At 40.8% G+C, this 1,025-nt stretch carries 2 protein-coding genes and 1 riboswitch; both genes read left to right on the forward strand.

The window, feature by feature from the left end:
* On the forward strand, positions 1 to 514 hold a 514-nt coding region (locus AC3AYF_RS21815; RefSeq protein ID WP_487780557.1), incomplete at its 5' end, for a hypothetical protein.
* Between the two features lie 125 nt (positions 515 to 639).
* Positions 640 to 721, forward strand: a riboswitch (cyclic di-GMP riboswitch).
* Between the two features lie 13 nt (positions 722 to 734).
* Positions 735 to 1,025, forward strand: a 291-nt coding sequence (locus AC3AYF_RS21820; protein ID WP_487780558.1) for a hypothetical protein, incomplete at its 3' end; no start/stop codon positions are given.

Here is a 1,025-nt window from a genome sequence, read left to right on the forward strand (position 1 = left end):
CACCTTTGCCGCACCGACCGACTTCACTGATAATGTCACCTACACGACAGATACGCTATCGGGCTTGGATTGGCTGGACGTCACCACCAGTGTTAATCAATCATATGACTACGTTAGTAGTCAATTTGGTACAGGTGGAATTTATGACGGTTGGCGATATGCAACCGGTTATGACTTTAATACTTTAGTCGGAAATTATACTGGAGTAGAAATTAATACAAATAGTTTAGTAAGCCAAGAACCTAACTTAATAGATGGTTTAGTAACTCTGCTTGGATCAACTTTAGATGTGTTTTCATTAGTAAACAATGGTTTTGAGTGGGAAAACTATCAGTACACTTATGGAATGATCTCTGATGTCTACCCAGATCTATTAGATTATCAGTATGTTGCGATAATCAGTGATAACAATGGAGGCTGTCCTACCTGTGATACTGGTGAAGATTTTTCAATGACCCATTATGGCTTTGTAGGGAAATCTGATTCCGGAGCATTACATTATGGTAGTATTTAATCAGAGATTCCATTTCAGCTGTCCCTATCCCAGCAGCAGCCTTTATGTTTGCACCAGCCTTATTAGGCTTCTTAGGTTTACGCCGGAGAGCTAAATCAATCGTAGCCTAAACATAATAAGTAAATTTAACTAACCGCCAAACTTAGGCGCAAGCCAAGGACGGAAAGCTACAGGCCTTAATTCTTTTAAGGTGGCTGGGCTGCATTAATGGAATAATGATATGAAAAAAGGTTTATTTGCAGCAGCCGTTATGGTTACCTCTACCCTAGCTTCTACTTCTGCTTATGCTGGCGCTACGTTGTATACAGATAAAGCGGCATTCTTGAATGATTTCAACTATGTTAAACATGCTGATTTCACTACGCTACCTCTAGAGAATCGTATTACTAACACAGCCAATACAGACAACTGGGAAGATAACACCTTCCTACTTGACTCTAACGGGAACAACCCCTTTAAGAAAGCTAACGGGGAACCTGCTTTGTGGGGGTCTAACATCACTGGTGCTGCT

Source organism: Salinicola sp. (assembly GCF_982684285.1).